The organism is Bradyrhizobium sp. AZCC 1577 (assembly GCF_036924575.1).
Classification (GTDB): Bacteria; Pseudomonadota; Alphaproteobacteria; order Rhizobiales; family Xanthobacteraceae; genus Bradyrhizobium.
Map to the genome: position 1 here is coordinate 3203292 of NZ_JAZHRQ010000001.1, position 15243 is coordinate 3218534.

Here is a 15243-nt window from a genome sequence, read left to right on the forward strand (position 1 = left end):
ACGAGATCAAGCGTCAGGCAAAGACCTGTCGCCATTTTCCGTGCATCTTGCCAAAGCCGGGAGTCCAACCAGCCCGGAGCGGAGCCATTTTCATGACGGAAACTCAAACCCTCAGCCCGTCGATGCCGGGCAATCGAGTGCTAAGATTCACTGCATTTCTGTTCGGAGGTGTGGCCTATCTCACATTTCTATTCACGATTCTGTACGCGATCGGGTTCGTCTCGGGCCTCGCGGTGCCGAAGACGATCGATACCGGCGCGAAATCGGGGATATTGGAGGCAATTGTCGTCAATTTCGGGCTGATGTCGTTATTTGCCATTCAGCATAGCGTCATGGCGCGCAAATCGTTCAAACACTGGTGGACGCAGTTTATTCCGAGATCTGTCGAGCGCAGCACTTATGTGCTGTGTGCAAGCCTGACGCTTCTGTTGCTGTTCTGGCAATGGCGTCCGATACCGGCCGTCATCTGGAATGTCCAAGAGCCTGAAATGGCCATGGTGATCGCGACGCTGTCATTCGTGGGTTGGATCATCGTGTTCACGAGCACCTTCCTGATCAATCATTTCGAACTGTTCGGATTGCATCAGGTCGCCAACAATCTCGTCGGCCGCGAGATGCCGGCACCAGTCTTCCGGACGCCGTTCTTCTACCGGTTTGTCCGGCACCCGATCTATCTCGGCTTTATCATCGCGTTCTGGGCGGCCCCGACGATGAGCGCCGGGCATCTGCTGTTCGCAGCGGTGACCACAGCCTACATCTTTATTGGTATAATGCTTGAGGAACGCGACCTCGTCGGCATGTTCGGCGACGAATATCGCCGTTATCGAGAGCGCGTTTCTATGCTGTTTCCATGGCACAAACCAACCTAACCACTTTTCAAGTGGCTGGATAGGAGACGGAGAATGATGAAGCATACTGGAAGCTGTTTTTGCGGTGTGGTTGAAGTCCAGGTCACGGGGGCGCCGGAAGGAATGGGCTATTGTCATTGCCGTTCCTGTCGTTCGTGGTCCGGAGGACCCGTGAATGCGTTCACGCTGTGGAAGCCGGATGCAGTACGGATCACGGCAGGTGCGCAACATGTTTCGACGTTCGAGAAGACGCCGATGAGCCAGCGCAAGTACTGTGCGGAATGCGGCGGTCATCTGATGACAAACCACCCGACGCTCGGGCTGGTCGATGTCTTTGCCGCAACCCTTCCGACGCTACCTTTCACGCCCGGCGTGCACATCAACTACGCCGAGACGGTGCTGCCAATGCGGGATGGGTTGCCAAAACTGAAAGATTTCCCGGCTGAGTTTGGCGGCTCCGGTGAAATGATTGCCGAGTAGGCGAAGCGGCGTTTTCGTAACGGCTCCGCGGACGCTGTTCGCTGCGCCTCTCATCGATAAGACGCCGCCCGTCTCCCGGACCCGATCCGGGGGCGGGCGGCGGCCTTTGGGTGCCCGTCACGGTCGGGCAACGCTGCACGTCTGTCTTTCGCCCTGAGAGCTATGTCAGCGGCAGGTCCCGCCCTGCAAAATCGGGTTTGGCGTTGCCCATCCGGTTCCGATAAGAAAGCCTTGAAGTCGCGGCGAAAACCTTCATTTCGCCAGGCAAAATAAACAAGAGGAAATGCCGGAAATGACTGCCAGACCGCAATTGCCGGAGCGAACGCCGCGCGCAAAGGGCGTGCCGACCGCACTGGACGGTCTACTGGTCGTCGACTTCACCAGGGTCGTTGCCGGTCCGGCCTGTACGCAAACGTTGGCCGATTTCGGTGCCGAGGTGATCAAGATCGAAAACCCCGATGGCGGCGACGATACCCGCCACTATGAACATGCGGAAATCGGCGGCGAGAGCGCGGCCTTCCTCAGCCTCAATCGCAACAAGCGCGGCATCACGCTCGATTTCAACAATCCTGCGGCGCTCGAGGTCGCTCGCGAACTGATCGCGAAAGCGGATGTCGTGGTGGAGAATTTCTCCGGCGGCGTGATGAAGAAGTTCGGCCTCGACTATGCCTCCGTCGCGCCGACCAACCCGCGGTTGATCTATTGCTCGATCTCGGCCTATGGCCGCAAGGGTGAGTTCGCGTTGCGTCCGGGCTTCGATCCGATCACGCAGGCCGAAAGCGGCTTCATGTCGCTGAACGGCTTTCCGGATGGGGAACCGGTGCGGACCGGTCCGCCGATCGTCGACATGGCGACGGGCATGTCGGCATGCAACGCAATCCTGCTGGCGCTGATCGCCCGCGACCGGCTCGGCCGCGGCCAGCAGGTCGAGATCGCGCTGATCGATACCGCCGTGTCGATGACCGGTTTCTATGGCATGGCCTATCTCATCAGTGGCGCGAACCCGGGCCGCTTCGGAAATTCGCCGAACGGCTCGCCCACCGTCGGCGTCTATCAGGCATCCGATGGACCGCTTTACATGGCCTGCGCCAATGATCGGCTCTACCGCCGGCTTGTAGTGGACGTGCTTGAACGGCCGGATCTCGTCACGGATCCCGAGTTCGCGCACAGGAAAAACCGAACTGCCAACAGAGAAAAGTTGCGTGCCATCATCGCCGGTGTCTTTGCGACAGACAGTCTTGAGAACTGGATGGCGAAGATGAAGAAGGCCAACATACCGGTTGGCTATCTGCGCACGGTAGAGGAAGGATTCAACGCGCCGGAAGTGCGCGACCGTCATCGCCTCAGCCGGATCCCGCATCCGACCGCGGGCGTCGTCCCCAATATTGAAACGCCGTTGCAGATGAGCTTGACGCCAACCGTCGATCCCGTGGCGGCGCCGCTGCTGGGTGAGCATACCAGGGAGGTGCTCCAAAAGACGCTCGGATACGATGAGCGACGTATTGCGGCTCTGGCCGAGGCGGGGGCTTTCGGGAAAACGGGTAACGCGGCTTGAGCGGCGCTGATCCTCGTTCTATGCCGACGTATCTCGCAAACGAATGACATCTCTGCGTTTGCACCACGCCTAACCCATTCAAAGCGGTAGCTTTTTCCGTTCTTCTGCGGCTAATGTGCTGCCAAAGCGGGAGAGAAACATCATGAACGACGGGACCCCCATACGGTCGGCGAGAAATGTCGAGCTCGGCGCGAGCGGCGAAGAATTCCAGAATCTCCACGAATTCGTCCGGAAAGCGCGCGCTCGCCTCAACCAGAACGCATGGGACTATATCGTCGGGGCCTCCGAAACGGAGACCACCATGCGTCGCAACCGCATGGCGCTCGACGAGATTGCATTCCGGCCTCGGGTATTGCGCAATGTCGTGGAAGTCGACCCCTCGACCGAGGTTTTCGGCCGCCGTCTGCGTTTGCCTGTCATGATTGCGCCGGTCGGCGCGCTGGAGATTTTCGATCCCGATTCAGGCGCCGCGGTCGCGCGCGGAGCAGGGCAGTTCGGCGCCGCTCACATGTTGAGCTCGGTGTCCGAGCCGGGGCTGGAAGCGACGGCCAAAGCCGCACCCGGCGCATTGCGTATCTATCAGCTCTATGTCCGCGGCGACGACGCCTTTGTTGAAGACGTTGTCAGCCGTTCTATCGAGAATGGTTATGCCGCCTTTTGCCTGACGGTTGACACCGCCCATTACAGCCGGCGCGAGCGCGATATCGCCAAACGGTATGTTCGCGAAAGCCGTATCCGGGCCACCGGCGGCGACTTCCAGAAAGGGCTGGAATGGCGCACGGTGAAGCTGATCAAGGACAAGTATAAAATTCCGCTGGTGATCAAGGGAATCGCCACCGCGGAAGACGCAGCCATCGCGCTCGATCATGGCGTGGACTGGATCTATGTGTCGAACCATGGCGGCCGCCAGCTCGACCACGGACGCGGCGCGATGCACGTCTTGCCGGAAATCGTCAACGCCGTTGCCGGTCGCGCCAGGATCATGGTTGACGGGTCGTTCTGCCGCGGTACTGACATCGTAAAGGCGATTGCCTCCGGCGCCGATCTGGTCGGCATCGGCCGTCTGCAATGCTGGGCACTCGCGGCCGCAGGCGAGGTCGCATCGTGGCATCGTGCGGATGCTTGAATTGCTGGAAGACGAAGTGATCCGCTGCCTCGGGCTGCTCGGCGTCACCCGCTTGGGCGAGCTCGACAAGTCCTATCTGCATTCAGCTACGGCGACCAATCCACCCAGTGTGTTCAGCGCTTTTCCGTTGCTGGACATCGAGCCCTACCGCTATTGAGGAGCCGAAAGCTGCGGCCGGTCCGGAGCGCGAATACCTTTGGTCGGTGCTGTCTTCGCATCGTCGGGAACCTGACGTCGATTACCGCATTATCAAGGCGCGTCCAGGGGGCGCCGCAGCCACGACAGATCTGATTCAATGGTCCAATAGTTGGAAGCGAAGCGAATGGCAGAAGATCCTTTCGCTGAGTTTAGCCTCGAGAAGGCTATCGATCTCCGCTGGACGTTGCGGGACATTCAGGCACGCCGACTGAAACTGTCGCCGGTCAGCGACGAAGACTTGCGAACATTGACGGGTCTCGGCCTGGTCGAAGTGCGCGACGAGGGGATCGTGCTAACGCAGGCGGGAATCGCCGCGCTGAACAGGTCGTAATCAGCGCGCCTTCAGGAAGCTCTCGCCGGAATCGCAAGGTGTGCAGCGGTAGGTCAGCACGTCGTAATTCTGGTCGCGTGGCTCGATCGCGGCGAGCCGCATCTGTGCCCCGCATTTCATGCACGGCATTTCTATGCTGGTTTGAAAGCGCGTGCAGGTCGGCGTCGGTCGAAATGTTTGCAGCATCTTATCTCCATGTCCCAAGAGAGACTTAAAACCAGAGACGCAACGCCACCGACAGCCGATCCCTAAGCCCGAATCACTATGCCACACTGTTGCCACCATTGGAATCGGGCACCGCACCCGTACGGCTACGGGCCGTGAGGGAAGGAAATCATTCCTTGGGGTCTCTCTGAAATTGGGCCGGCCCACTCCGGCCGCCCTGGCATATATCGGAGCTCGGTCTAATACGGCGCAGACGCAGCCGGGAATTATGCTAACCTGCCAATGTCGACATTGGAGAAGCGACCATGACCGAACCGAAACTCGAAGTCCCGGCCGAGCTGCGTGAGCTGGCCGAGAGAACCATCGATCAGGCAGAAAAGGCGTTCGGCATGTTCTTCGATGCCGCCGGAAAGTCCATGACGTCGATGCCGGGGGCGGGTACAGAAATTTCCAAGCAGGCGCTGTCGTTTACCGAACAGAATATGAAGGCTGCGTTCGAGCATGCCCGCAAACTGGTCCATGCGACCGATCTCCAGGAAGCGATGCAGATCCAGTCTGAATTCCTGCGCAGCCAGTTCACCAACGCCGGCGAACATATGCGACAGATAACCGGCGGCGTCATGTCCGCCGCAAAGGATTCGACGAAGGGCAAGTTCTGAGGCGCCTGCTAGCGGCGACGTCCGATCGCGACACCGAACAAAAAGGCGACGAACAGACTGGCCAGCGGCGCTTCGCGAGTGATCGCGCTGATGGTCGAGAGCGGCATTCCCGGCTTCCGTGCCGCCGTTACGGCATCGCTTAGCCGGCCGACCGCGGCCTGCAGCGCGGCGGACACTTCTGTCAGAGTGCGTGACACGTCGGTCGCGGTATCAACGGCGCGTTCCGCCATGCCGGGCTGGGATGGTCCTGAGATTTCATTCACAATTTGCAACTCACTCGATCGCTTTGGCGTTCGCCGACCGATGGCTGACGTTTCCGACAATGCGGGGCCAATACATTTGTTCCAATCGCCTCTGGCAGATCGATGGGAACTTTCGGCATCGTCCGGATTTGATTTGGTAAGAGGGAAGCAACGCGGATTTTCCGATGGCGAAAGAATTGACTGAAGATCAATTGATCAGAAGCGGTGGCGCGCCATTGAAGGTTGCGATTGGGGTCGCCATTCTCGGCGTGCTCGGCATGCTGATCGTTGACCATGGGCCGTGGAACAAGCCGAAAGTACAGCACCCAACGATCGCCAATTACAGCACGACCGGCGAAGCTGCACGGGCGGCCGGTGCGCAGGTCATGCCAACCGAACCGAAGCTTGAGGTGGAGCCTGAACCGCCCGTACCAAAGCCGGTTCACCCGGCTAATCGGGCGCCGCAATAAAGCGTGCCGTTTGACCCGCTGGGCAAATCACCGGCATAGCGGCATCATCACGGAAATTCGGAGGGCCTCCGAAAGAGCACATGAGCGCACGCTGACGAACACGCCCAGCATACGGCCAAGCCTGCCGCCATCAATACCAGCAGCGGATTGTCACAGAACGGGCTGCCATATTGGCACATCGCCTAGCGAGCCCATCTCGTGACTCACTGCCAGATAGCGGGGCTCGGCTATCGCGTTGGTGGCCCGCTCACGTTCGGATTCCACAGGGAGATGATCGATGAGAAGCAACGTTCGAAAGGCAAGCTGGCGAAGGGAGAGTGCAAAGCTCTGAAAACGGACCGCGTGCGACTTCGGCTTGGACCTGAGGAAGAGGTCGCGGTCGTGAGATGGATATTTCAGCAGTTTGTTGTCGAGCGAAAAACGAACGTTGAAATTGCACGACAGCTCAATTTGGCGAACATCGCCAATCATCATGAGCGTCCTTGGACCGACATCATGATCCAGGCTATTCTCAAGAACGAGAACTATGCCGGAACTCTCGTCTACAATCGCATGTCCCGCCGTCTCGGACAGAAGCTGGTAAACAATCCTTACCACCTGTGCATACGCAGCGCGGAAGCGGTAAATCCGGTGGTTGATCAAGACCTCTTCGCACGTGCCCCAAAAAATCATGGCCGAGCGGTACATCGTTATCCCAGAAGACCAGATGTTGCGCCTTACGACTCACGCTTAGTCGCAAAGGAAAGCTAAATTCCCGCATCATCACCGATACACCCGGACTTCCCTCCGTCACTTCGTATGTCAAGCATTTTGGCTCACTGCGGAAAGCCTACGCGCTCATCGGCTATGAAGGTTCGCGCGATTGCGACTGGTTTGATGCACGGCATCACTGGGCAGCGCGGGTTGCGGACACGCTGAGAATCAACCGTGGCCTCCAGGTGAGCCTCACAGAGGATGGTCGAGGGCTGACGCTGAACGGAAGATGCGAGACCATTGCATTTCAGGTAGTTCGTCAAACGCGAAAGAGGAACACAAACAACGCTGCGCAGTGGAGAACCCATTGGCGCAAGGTACGTTCGGAGCTGAACATCGTCCTGCGGCTTGATGATACTAACAAGGTGATCCAAGATTATGTGCTGGTTCCTGCTTCAGACATCGCGAAACCCTATGTGACGCTTTCGGATGCGGCCTTGGCCCGTCTCAATTCGGTTCGTGTCGAGACCTTGGACGAACTAATCCGAGAGATCAGGGCGAGATTGATAAGGACCAGCCATGTCGCGCAAGCCAAGCCAGCGCTACAGAACAGGCGAAAGAAACTAACCCGGCCCAAAACCAGGAGCGGCCGCGCGCCGCACTGACTGAGCGAAGGTAAAGATACGCACCGAGCAGCTTGCCGTAGTTTTTTCTGAACTCGCCATTGAGCTTCGATATCTCGACGAGTTCCGAAGATTGATCGGACATTTGCGGCCTCCTGGAAACAACCCAGGCGGCCTATAGACAACTGGGGGACGAGTCAATACGATTTCTGAAATTCCGAAATAGAAAAAACGGAAAAGAAAGCTGCGAAGCCGATCGGCATGACCACGATGTTTGAGTACCTAGCTGCGATTTCTCTTTGCCCTTTTTAGAAACTCTTCCGGCTCGGCCTTCAAGGCATCTGCAAGCCTGCCGATAACCTCAATGCTGACATGGTATTTGCGGGGGCAATGTTCGCAATCTCTATTCCTATTCCGCCTACGCAATCGCATGGGCGATTTTTTCAGTTGTGATCGGATTGGTGGCGCTGGCTAAGGGCCGATCTGCCGTCGGCTGGATACTTGCCTGCCTGATTTTGTCACCAATAGTCGGATTGGTGCTTCTTTTCCTGCCGGACGAGAAGCGAAATCGAGTTAAGGAAAGTCGGGCTGTGAAGGTAGCCGCCGATGCCAAGGGCATGGTGCGGCACTCACTAGAAAGCTTCACGACCAAGGCGGAGTTAGATCGGGAAATAGCGACCACGGTACGCCGCCAGTTTCCTCATAGTCGTTAGGGACATCCGGCCACGCCCGCCTTAACGAGTCCCGCGCACGTTTAGCACCAAGGCCGAGGAAGCGTCGGACAACTTGTTGCGCCGCATACGAAGCGAACGGCCAAGCCCTCGTTGATCAACGTTGACCCTACATCCACGCCATTGACTCGCAGAGTGCCGCAGCGGCGACCGAAGTTGCAGGCATCTGTGCCTTCCGTGCCCAGTGGACAGGAACATGCAACTTGATGAAAGTCCGCCCGGCCGCCGCTAACGAGTTCGCGAAGTCGCTGTTTGGCAGCTTCGCCCTTCTGGCGCTCTGCCTCGCACCTGGCTCGACTTCCCGTTTCTGGCGCGTTGAGTCCAACTAGACGGATATTCGGCCGACCGTCCTCTAGACCGATGGTGTCTCCGTCGATTACGCGCACAGAAATGGAAGCGGGGGCAGGAATCGGCTTGGCTGCTTCAAGCTTGAAATCAGAGAATATCCTTGGCCATGCCTGAACGGCCACGAAACCAAAAAGCACGCAAATAAAGATGAGGCCAGAAAGGTAACGCGAACCTTGCCGCCTTGGTTTGGAGTCAGCGGTTGACTTGAATCTCTTTGGATCGGTCCACTTCATTTGACGAAAATTGTAACTGTTATTGGGCATTCGCCAATGTTACGCGCCGACCATTAATGGTCGATGAGTTAAACGCTGAAAATCGTCAGGTACATCATGCGGAATACATGGCCCGTATCGATCATCGGCGTCGGTTCGCTGGCCCAATCAATCGGTGTGAACCTGAGCCGCCGTCGGTCCATGTCTTTGCGAAGCCTTTCGGCGTAGGCGCGGATACCATCGCCAGCAAAGCGATATGGACTCACGATCGCGATCAGCCTGATGAACGCCTACAACCGCATGGCAGTCAGCTTTCGCAACACACCCCAGGCGGCAATCATGAACTAAGCGAAGCGCAGCGCACCGGGGCGCTCACAAGGAGTTCCTCTCATGAAAATCTTTGTTGCTGGCGCCACCGGCGCGGTTGGCCTTCCGCTGGTGCGCGACCTGTGCACCCTTGGTCATCAGGTCGTCGGGATGAACGCGGGCCGGACCGGGCGTCGATCGCCTGCGCGAGCTGGGCGCGTCTGCCTCCACCCCCGATGCTTTCGACCGCCAGGCAGTACGCGATGCGATCGCGGCCGCCGCCCCGGATGTAGTGATCGACCAGCTCACCTGGCTGCCGCCCAATCCCGCAGATATCATCAAGTCCATGCCAAACGACACGCGGCTCGATAAAGAGGGCGGCGACAATCTGTTTGCCGCGGCGGAGGAGTTGGGGGTCGCACGCTATATGATGCAATCGCGTGGCTTCTTTCTCGACACTTCGTCTGGGCGGCTCAAGGCAAACTCGGAGCCTTGCCCTATCCCGGCCGACTTCGAGCCGCACGCGCGCACGATCATGGCCTGGGCGGTCCACCTCGAATGGGGAAGCGACCGCGACCGCGTCGAGCGCGAGCTCGAGACGGTGATCAGGACCATCGCCGAGGACGAACCGGTGACGCTGCTCGCGCCGCCGGACCTCGCCGGCGCCGCGGCCTCGCGATCGCGACCAGGAGCTGTCTTCTGGCCCGCAACCCGCACCTTTCCGAGACCGACCTTTCGGCCGCCTTCCGGTCCCTCGGCCTGCATGCGACGATCTGGCTCGACGGCGACCGCGACGAACCGATCACATCGGGGCATCCCGACGGCTATCTCGCCTTCGCCCCCGGCGGCACCCTTCTGGCCGAGCCCATCGAACGCGGCCGCGGGCGTCAGAAGCGCGAGCGCGATATCCTCGCGCTCGGCGGGGCGGTCGCCCATGGCCGGCTTTCGTCTCTCCGGCGGATCGCGCCGCCGGACTCAAGCCGCGTCGCCGCCGAGCCCGACGGTTTCGCCGCCACCTACCTCAACTTCTTCGTGACGCGACGCTCGGTGATCACCGCCCGCTTCGGCGATCCCGGCGACGGTGCGGCCCGTCACCATCTCGCCGAACTGTTTCCCGGCCGCGACATCAGGATGCTCGCGGTCGACGCCATCCTGCGCGGCGGCGGCATCCGCTGCCGTTCCTAGCGAAGTGGTAGGCTGGCGCGCCGTGTCGATTAACCGCAACGCCGAGTCCTCTCGGTCCGGAGTTTCCTCAACCCTCGATCAGCCTTAGACTGACTCCGTTATTTTCCGCGGGGACACGGATCAAAGAAATGAAACGCATTTTCCCGATGCTGATACTGACGCTAATCTCCACGGCAGCGTCAGCCGAAATGGTCAAGATACCTTGGAAGGGTGACTACGCGCACAATTATGATGCAGTTTACACCCCCGACAACAAGCACCGCTCAGGCTTGTCAAAGAACCTTCTCAATGGTGCTCCGGACGAAGGGGGCAAGGTGCAGAAGGACGGTGTGCTCAGTGCTGAAATCATCAAGCCTAAGGGCAGCACCGGCCAGGTGCCGTTCATCATCTTGATGCACGGCTGCACCGGCCTGTCCAAGGCGGTCGCCATTTGGGCCAAGGAAAAGGCCAAGGTTTTTCTCGACAATGGCATCGGCGTGGTGATCCTCGACAGCTTCAAGCCACGCAACGTTGAACGGACTTGCGGCGAAGCCAATTACCACTGGGGCTGGCGGCGAGCCGAAGACGCCTACTCGGCGCTCGACTATCTGATCGAAAACAAGCTTGCAGTCCCCAGCGAAGTCTACGTGATGGGTCGGAGCAATGGCGGTACCGCAGTGATGATGATCAGCCATTCGCACTACTCATCCAATCACCGCAACACCTTCGCCGCTGTCTTTGGGTCTCGCCGGGTTGTGCTGGTCTGACCAGGGTAAAGTTCTCGACGCGGCTAATCATTTTTACGGGCGACAAGGACAACGCTAACGATCCGAAAGTTTGCCAAGAAATTGTTAGCGACAAGGTTCAACTCGTGCTGTTCAAAGGCGTTCACCACGGGTACGAAGACAGGGGACCGGCCTACGTCATGAGCAATGGATGGCGAATGGAGTACAACGCCAACGCCGACAAAGAGACCATTAATCGATCACTCGCCGTGATGAAATCAAAGGAAGCCTTTAGGGCCCGGGGTGGAGGTACGTTGATGGACGTTAGGCTCGGTCTGAATGCTCGGCTTGCGCCGGGTAGTTTATCAGGACCCGGGCAGACCCTCCTCAGATTGGTTTCCGCTGAGGAGGTCAGGCCATGTGCGAAGCCTGCAAAGAACTCGACGCCAAGATTGAGCACTACGAGGCCGTTCGATGCGAGGGCCGCGGTTTCGCTACCGCCAGACGCTGTGCAGCGGCTTCCGTCTCGAGTGGATCCAACCGGGGTAGAGCGGCACGTCTCGGCCGCTTACTCGGACTTGAGGATCCGACCCTTGCCTCCGCACTTTTTGCAGCGGCCTGGATAGATCCTGCGGCCGGGCTCCGGCTCACGGGCCGGCGCCGAGCCCGTGCCGTTGCAGGAATCGCAGCGGATTTCGAGGCCGGCCGGTTTCGTCATGCCTCGCCAGCCCCGAGGAAGGCAGAGACGGGCGGCGTTGTGCGCGGCCGCGGCCGTTCGATCATCCTCGACGCCATCGAAGGGTCATAGAGCATTTTGCCGGTGAGCACGACATGCCCAGAGAGGCTTGTCGGATCGTTTCGCTCGGCTTCGAAGTCATCCGCGCGACAAAGGACGACATCACACCCTACGCCAAGACCTACGATCGGCGCATACACTGCATCATGGTCAAAGCCGCTGTCGCCGGAATTCGTCCTCGTGACGACCATGACATCAAAATCACTGTCCGGGCGATGGCGGCCCTCTGCTCGACTTCCAAACAACCAAATTTGCTCGGGATCGAGACCACTCACGAGCCGTTTCACCACCTCATCAAGAGCCACTTGCTCCGACGCAAACGGACCAGTGTTCGCGCGAACGGATGATGCCTTTTCTGGAATATGGTGTTGTAAGCTCAAAGAGATCTCTCCTTCAGTGCGCTACCGCGCCTGCCGGCCTTAGCATCATACCGATCGGCGACGTTCAGCAAGCGCTGTTTGGTGAACGGATCTGCCTTCTCGGCCAGATCGCGGACGCGCTGCGCCTGCTGCCCGGTAGAACTCCCGATCCATGACGCACCCCCACAACGACATCGCCTGCCGCGCAATTCACGACGCCGACGCCGGCCAAGTCAAGAGCCCGACCACATCGTTCGGCGTCAGTGTGCCCCAAGCAACTTTCCGCCAAGCGCTTGAGTCCGCCGGCGACCGAACTAAGCTCAGGGGGCAGGGGGAATTCAGATGATTGCGGTCTATCCGAACCGGAAGGCGTGCCCGGCGTGCGGCAAGCCGATGGCCGCGGCGCCCGACGATACCGCCGAGGGGCGGCAGCGCTACGTCTGCGCCAATTGACAGGCTGCGGCATCATAGGGGAAGCGCGAGGGAATAGTGCCCATCTTCATCAGTCGCGGCGCGCCGCTTCGGCATAAATTGAGCTCGCCACCCCCCGATCACATACCAAAAGCATTGTGGTGCTCGAACGAAGTGATCTCGAATTGGAGGCCCAATTCGCGAGCGCGGCGCCACGAATCCTCCAGCTCCGCGTGCGTCGGTCGGCGAGCGATTTCCGCATATTTGTCCCGGTACTTGGCACTCGCGGGATCACAGAAATTGTCGGGATGGAATTGCTCCATCACGTTCACGGGCGCTGCGGGCACGCGCGAGGCAATCCATTCCAGCACCGGATACGTGCAACACTCGACGTGATTGGGCATCACCAGGTGGCGGATGGAAAAATCCTCTCCCCACTCGTCGAGTAGCGCAATGTTGCGCGTCACCGTCTCCCAGTACCAAGGTGTCTTCGCCAGTGTCATCGCGCAACGGCCGGGACCGAATTTGAAATCAGGGAGCCAAACGTCGGTCAGGATGCGCAGGATCTTCATGCTCTCGATCGTCATGAAGAAGTTGCTGTTCCATAGCATCGGCGCATTGAACTTACCGTCATAGACAGCGGCGCCGGGTACCTCGTCGAACCAGAAGAAGCGGTCAGCCTTCGTTTTGCGCGCGCGAGCCAGCTCCGCTCGTGTCGGCGCGTAATCGCGGCCCAACAGCGCAATCGCATGGACGATGGCGTGCAGGTGAATGACGACTTCGCCGCCGACCCAATTTATGTTGTGGCAACCTTCGCGGCGCAGCGTCCACGCCATCGCCGCAAGAGTACGCGGATCCGTCTCCTCACCGTTGTCTTTGTCGGTGCTGATGTCGCCGTTCTGGCAGAAAGCGCAGCGCATGTTGCACGAGGTGAAGAAGATCGTGCCCGAGCCTTGCGTGCCGCGATAGAATAGCTCCTCGCCGGTATGATGGAAATGGGAGCTGACCCGTGAGCCGGCGGCGAGCTTGCAGGCGCCAAATTTGGTCCCTGCCGCGCGATCGATGCGGCAATCCCACGGACAGAAATTGCAGTGGGTGAGCATGCGGTAGGCGAGTTCGCGGCACAGCTCCAGCAGACTTGGGCCATCCGCCGCCGGTGGCAACGGCGCGCCCGCCCTGATCGCCTGCCACCGCGCGATAAAAATCGGCGTCAGGTCGTCGAGCTCGGCCCAGAGGGCATCTTCGCTACTTGCTGCAGGATCGAACTGCAGAGCAACCGTGGCGGCAATACGGAACTTGGCCGGGCATCGGTTTTCCGCGACGTCAAGGTACCACGACAGCGCGGCACGAATCGCTGGATCGTCCCACACTCTCAGCTGGGCCAAGTCGCTCATGCGCGGGCTCCGGTCACGCCAGCCTACATCCCTGCCTTGGAATTGTGGATCGTTTTATTCGGGGACAAGCGGGTCGCACGGTCGTGTCTAGCGATGACGATCGCGTCGAACCTGTCGTCCTGCACGATGACGACGGGGCGCGGCTTGCCTGCGTAATCCTTGCCGCCCGCGACAGATCTCACCGCGTCTCATTCATCGTCCAGATCGGACACGTCGTCGATGAAAGCCTGATCGTCGCGGGCATGACTGCTGGCCGCAACAGCAAGTGACTGACGATGAGCCTGCTTGCGGAAGGATGAAGACCGCACATCGGGCACCCAAATCTGGATAGGTCGCAAGCCCTGTGCCCGCAACCTCTCACGATGTTCCCGGACCTTCATCCGGCCAGGCTTGGGCCTTGACGCCGTCGCCATCTGTCCCTCCATGTTTGGTTACATGTAACCTAGCATAATCGCATCCGATTGGCCTTTGCCGATGCCTTGAGGGCTGCTCAAATACCTCTCAACACGATAATCCGAGCTTTCCTGTCGTGGATGGTCGCATTTCAACACGAAAATCCGGAAAGCCCTTTATTCGTCCTTCCATTTGATCGAGCAGCCAATAGACGCCGTTTGCTCAGCCGGCGCCACACCGGTGGTCGCAATCGCACGCATGGCCTCGACTAGCTCTCGGGCGCCCCCGCGCGAGGCGGAGTTGTGCGGCCTTCGTCGAGCTGGCCGCGATATTTGAGCTTGCGGTCGGCATTGTAACCGAAGAAGTCCGGCGTACAGACCGCCCCATACGCCCGTGCGACTGTCTGGGTCTCGTCGTGGAGATATGGAAACGGGAAATCATGAACCTTCGCGAAGCGCTTCATATTCTCAAATGAGTCTTCGGGATAGCTCGCCGCATCGTTCGAGCAAATCGCCGCAAAGCCTACGCTCTCCGACATCAGCACGCGGGCGTCCGAAACCATGCGGTCGATCACTGCTTTAACATAGGGACAATGGTTGCAGATAAAGACGACGACCGTGCCTTTTTCGCCCGCAACGTCGTCCAGTGTGTAAGTCTTGCCGTCCGTGGCCGGAAGCCGGAACTCCGCCGCAGGCGTATCAAGAACGAGTTGGGTAGCCGTTGTCGCCATATCGCACCTCCTTGTGCCAATTATATGCTGACGACGGCCTGCCGGGCAAAGTTTCCAAAGCCTGCTCGCCAGTCGTCGTTTTGGCCATACGTCAGCCATTCCGTCGATCCTTAACAGCCGGCATTTGGACGAGCGCGGATTTCGTCGGTGCGGGCCACTTTCGGAACTTTGCTGAAGAGCCTTCAGGAGAAGCCCATAAATAATCAGCGCTAAGGTTATACGCTACAGCCGCTACCGACGACCTCGCCACGTGGTCAAGCGCGGGATCCAACGCGGCAATTGCG

Annotated in this window: 15 protein-coding genes and 6 pseudogenes; 13 read left to right on the forward strand and 8 right to left on the reverse strand. The window is 59.3% G+C overall.

Annotated features, from left to right (window positions below; translation table 11 throughout):
• The first annotated feature begins 92 nt into the window (after nucleotides 1-92).
• The 5 genes and pseudogenes from mddA to V1278_RS14825 all read left to right on the forward strand — a co-directional run bounded on the left by mddA (nucleotide 93) and on the right by V1278_RS14825 (nucleotide 4538).
• A complete protein-coding gene (mddA, locus tag V1278_RS14805; protein WP_334384181.1) occupies nucleotides 93-869 on the forward strand; it encodes a methanethiol S-methyltransferase in 777 nt (258 codons plus the stop codon).
• 36 nt (nucleotides 870-905) lie between these two features.
• Nucleotides 906-1328 (forward strand): GFA family protein, encoded by a 423-nt coding sequence (locus V1278_RS14810; protein ID WP_334368966.1) that lies wholly within the window; start codon nucleotides 906-908, stop codon nucleotides 1326-1328.
• Nucleotides 1329-1620: 292 nt separating this feature from the next.
• Nucleotides 1621-2883, forward strand: a complete 1263-nt coding sequence (locus V1278_RS14815) for a CaiB/BaiF CoA transferase family protein (protein WP_334381265.1) — start codon at nucleotides 1621-1623, stop codon at nucleotides 2881-2883.
• Nucleotides 2884-3025: 142 nt separating this feature from the next.
• A pseudogene (locus V1278_RS14820) lies at nucleotides 3026-4166 on the forward strand (alpha-hydroxy acid oxidase).
• A gap of 165 nt (nucleotides 4167-4331) precedes the next feature.
• Entirely contained in the window at nucleotides 4332-4538 is a 207-nt protein-coding gene (locus V1278_RS14825) for a hypothetical protein (protein ID WP_334363924.1), read from the forward strand.
• Here V1278_RS14825 and V1278_RS14830 read toward each other — a convergent pair whose 3' ends face one another.
• Nucleotides 4539-4724, reverse strand: coding sequence for a hypothetical protein (locus V1278_RS14830; protein ID WP_334363923.1), 186 nt, complete (start codon nucleotides 4722-4724; stop codon nucleotides 4539-4541).
• Nucleotides 4725-5008: 284 nt separating this feature from the next.
• Between V1278_RS14830 and V1278_RS14835 the strand changes: the two genes are divergently transcribed.
• On the forward strand, nucleotides 5009-5362 hold the full coding sequence (locus V1278_RS14835; protein WP_057844519.1) for a phasin: 354 nt from the start codon (nucleotides 5009-5011) through the stop codon (nucleotides 5360-5362).
• An 8-nt stretch (nucleotides 5363-5370) separates the two neighbouring features.
• Here the strand turns inward: V1278_RS14835 and V1278_RS14840 are convergent, their stop codons facing one another.
• Nucleotides 5371-5592, reverse strand: a complete 222-nt coding sequence (locus tag V1278_RS14840) for a hypothetical protein (RefSeq protein WP_334368965.1) — start codon at nucleotides 5590-5592, stop codon at nucleotides 5371-5373.
• Nucleotides 5593-5789: 197 nt separating this feature from the next.
• Here V1278_RS14840 and V1278_RS14845 point away from each other — a divergent pair, with 197 nt between their 5' ends.
• Nucleotides 5790-6074 (forward strand): hypothetical protein, encoded by a 285-nt coding sequence (locus tag V1278_RS14845; RefSeq protein WP_334381266.1) that lies wholly within the window; start codon nucleotides 5790-5792, stop codon nucleotides 6072-6074.
• Nucleotides 6075-6344: 270 nt separating this feature from the next.
• Nucleotides 6345-6824, forward strand: coding sequence for a recombinase family protein (locus V1278_RS36955; RefSeq protein WP_442893656.1), 480 nt, complete (start codon nucleotides 6345-6347; stop codon nucleotides 6822-6824).
• 495 nt (nucleotides 6825-7319) lie between these two features.
• On the opposite strand, the gene V1278_RS14855 is transcribed toward V1278_RS36955, so the two are convergent.
• Nucleotides 7320-7535: a hypothetical protein gene (locus V1278_RS14855; RefSeq protein WP_334381268.1), complete on the reverse strand. Its 216-nt coding sequence runs from the start codon at nucleotides 7533-7535 to the stop codon at nucleotides 7320-7322.
• A gap of 1407 nt (nucleotides 7536-8942) precedes the next feature.
• Here V1278_RS14855 and V1278_RS14860 point away from each other — a divergent pair.
• The 5 genes and pseudogenes from V1278_RS14860 to V1278_RS14875 all read left to right on the forward strand — a co-directional run.
• Nucleotides 8943-9029: pseudogene (locus V1278_RS14860) on the forward strand (carboxymuconolactone decarboxylase family protein); the annotation flags it as partial.
• A 42-nt stretch (nucleotides 9030-9071) separates the two neighbouring features.
• Nucleotides 9072-9531, forward strand: a pseudogene (locus tag V1278_RS14865) (NAD(P)H-binding protein); the annotation flags it as partial.
• A pseudogene (locus V1278_RS36960) lies at nucleotides 9523-9585 on the forward strand (hypothetical protein); the annotation flags it as partial. The pseudogenes V1278_RS14865 and V1278_RS36960, both read left to right, overlap by 9 nt.
• 80 nt (nucleotides 9586-9665) lie before the next feature.
• Nucleotides 9666-10172, forward strand: coding sequence for an agmatine deiminase family protein (locus V1278_RS14870; RefSeq protein ID WP_442893764.1), 507 nt, complete (start codon nucleotides 9666-9668; stop codon nucleotides 10170-10172).
• Nucleotides 10173-10300: 128 nt separating this feature from the next.
• A complete protein-coding gene (locus V1278_RS14875) occupies nucleotides 10301-10918 on the forward strand; it encodes an alpha/beta hydrolase family protein (protein ID WP_334381270.1) in 618 nt (205 codons plus the stop codon).
• Nucleotides 10919-11590: 672 nt separating this feature from the next.
• Here the strand turns inward: V1278_RS14875 and V1278_RS14880 are convergent.
• From V1278_RS14880 to V1278_RS14900, 5 genes and pseudogenes are all read right to left on the reverse strand, one after another.
• Nucleotides 11591-12052, reverse strand: coding sequence for a nucleotidyltransferase domain-containing protein (locus tag V1278_RS14880; protein ID WP_334381271.1), 462 nt, complete (start codon nucleotides 12050-12052; stop codon nucleotides 11591-11593).
• Between the two features lie 530 nt (nucleotides 12053-12582).
• On the reverse strand, nucleotides 12583-13836 hold the full coding sequence (locus tag V1278_RS14885) for a radical SAM protein (protein WP_334381272.1): 1254 nt from the start codon (nucleotides 13834-13836) through the stop codon (nucleotides 12583-12585).
• Between the two features lie 101 nt (nucleotides 13837-13937).
• Nucleotides 13938-14018, reverse strand: a pseudogene (locus tag V1278_RS14890) (type II toxin-antitoxin system PemK/MazF family toxin); the annotation flags it as partial.
• A gap of 6 nt (nucleotides 14019-14024) precedes the next feature.
• Nucleotides 14025-14261 carry an antitoxin MazE family protein gene (locus V1278_RS14895; RefSeq protein WP_334381273.1) on the reverse strand — a complete coding sequence of 79 codons (237 nt, stop codon included), beginning with the start codon at nucleotides 14259-14261 and terminating at the stop codon, nucleotides 14025-14027.
• Nucleotides 14262-14405: 144 nt separating this feature from the next.
• Nucleotides 14406-14959 (reverse strand): annotated as a pseudogene (locus V1278_RS14900) (thioredoxin family protein).
• Between the last annotated feature and the right edge of the window lie 284 nt (nucleotides 14960-15243).

What these genes read in the sequence shown, in the direction of transcription:
- mddA (WP_334384181.1), top strand. Translation starts at nt 93, where the DNA reads ATGACGGAAACTCAAACCCTCAGCCCGTCGATGCCGGGCAATCGAGTG.
- V1278_RS14810 (WP_334368966.1), top strand. Translation starts at nt 906, where the DNA reads ATGAAGCATACTGGAAGCTGTTTTTGCGGTGTGGTTGAAGTCCAGGTC.
- V1278_RS14815 (WP_334381265.1), top strand. Translation starts at nt 1,621, where the DNA reads ATGACTGCCAGACCGCAATTGCCGGAGCGAACGCCGCGCGCAAAGGGC.
- V1278_RS14825 (WP_334363924.1), top strand. Translation starts at nt 4,332, where the DNA reads ATGGCAGAAGATCCTTTCGCTGAGTTTAGCCTCGAGAAGGCTATCGAT.
- V1278_RS14830 (WP_334363923.1), bottom strand. Translation starts at nt 4,724, where the DNA reads ATGCTGCAAACATTTCGACCGACGCCGACCTGCACGCGCTTTCAAACC.
- V1278_RS14835 (WP_057844519.1), top strand. Translation starts at nt 5,009, where the DNA reads ATGACCGAACCGAAACTCGAAGTCCCGGCCGAGCTGCGTGAGCTGGCC.
- V1278_RS14840 (WP_334368965.1), bottom strand. Translation starts at nt 5,592, where the DNA reads ATGGCGGAACGCGCCGTTGATACCGCGACCGACGTGTCACGCACTCTG.
- V1278_RS14845 (WP_334381266.1), top strand. Translation starts at nt 5,790, where the DNA reads ATGGCGAAAGAATTGACTGAAGATCAATTGATCAGAAGCGGTGGCGCG.
- V1278_RS36955 (WP_442893656.1), top strand. Translation starts at nt 6,345, where the DNA reads ATGATCGATGAGAAGCAACGTTCGAAAGGCAAGCTGGCGAAGGGAGAG.
- V1278_RS14855 (WP_334381268.1), bottom strand. Translation starts at nt 7,535, where the DNA reads ATGTCCGATCAATCTTCGGAACTCGTCGAGATATCGAAGCTCAATGGC.
- V1278_RS14875 (WP_334381270.1), top strand. Translation starts at nt 10,301, where the DNA reads ATGAAACGCATTTTCCCGATGCTGATACTGACGCTAATCTCCACGGCA.
- V1278_RS14885 (WP_334381272.1), bottom strand. Translation starts at nt 13,836, where the DNA reads ATGAGCGACTTGGCCCAGCTGAGAGTGTGGGACGATCCAGCGATTCGT.
- V1278_RS14895 (WP_334381273.1), bottom strand. Translation starts at nt 14,261, where the DNA reads ATGGAGGGACAGATGGCGACGGCGTCAAGGCCCAAGCCTGGCCGGATG.